This window comes from Hymenobacter glacieicola, from assembly GCF_014640315.1.
GTDB lineage: Bacteria > Bacteroidota > Bacteroidia > Cytophagales > Hymenobacteraceae > Hymenobacter > Hymenobacter glacieicola.
The window spans coordinates 1-523 of the sequence record NZ_BMGS01000031.1; the positions used below are offsets into that span (position 1 = coordinate 1).

Genomic DNA, 523 nt, shown 5'->3' on the forward strand with positions numbered 1-523 from the left:
CGTAACAAGGTAGCCGTACCGGAAGGTGCGGCTGGATCACCTCCTTTCTGGAGCGGTTCGACTCGACCTTGATACCAACAGGGCTGCGGTGCTCTTCTTGTATACCTCTAGTACCTATTTAGTGTCTTTTCCTTTTATTCAACGTTTTTACGGATTCGACTTGTGAGTCGACCCGGGCTTGTAGCTCAGGTGGTTAGAGCGCTACACTGATAATGTAGAGGTCCCTGGTTCGAGTCCAGGCAGGCCCACTTCGCTTGACGAATGGTCAGGCATGAAGTACTCGGGGGATTAGCTCAGCTGGCTAGAGCACCTGCCTTGCACGCAGGGGGTCAACGGTTCGAATCCGTTATTCTCCACCAATAATAGTTAGTCATCCGGACCAACTATGGTGAGTAGAAAGTATTGAAATAGTATAGGTAACTATCCTATTTTACATTGTAGCTCAACTGGAGTTGCATACGTTCTTTGACATAGAGGAAAACAGAGTAAGAAAAAGAAAGCGTGATTACCTACGGGTAATCAC

The 523-nt window shown here is 47.6% G+C and carries 2 tRNA genes; both read left to right on the top strand.

The window, feature by feature from the left end:
* Nucleotides 1–174 precede the first annotated feature (174 nt).
* A tRNA-Ile gene (locus IEW18_RS21565) sits at nt 175–248 on the top strand.
* Nucleotides 249–282: 34 nt separating this feature from the next.
* Nucleotides 283–359 (top strand) — tRNA-Ala (locus tag IEW18_RS21570).
* Nucleotides 360–523: the final 164 nt, after the last annotated feature.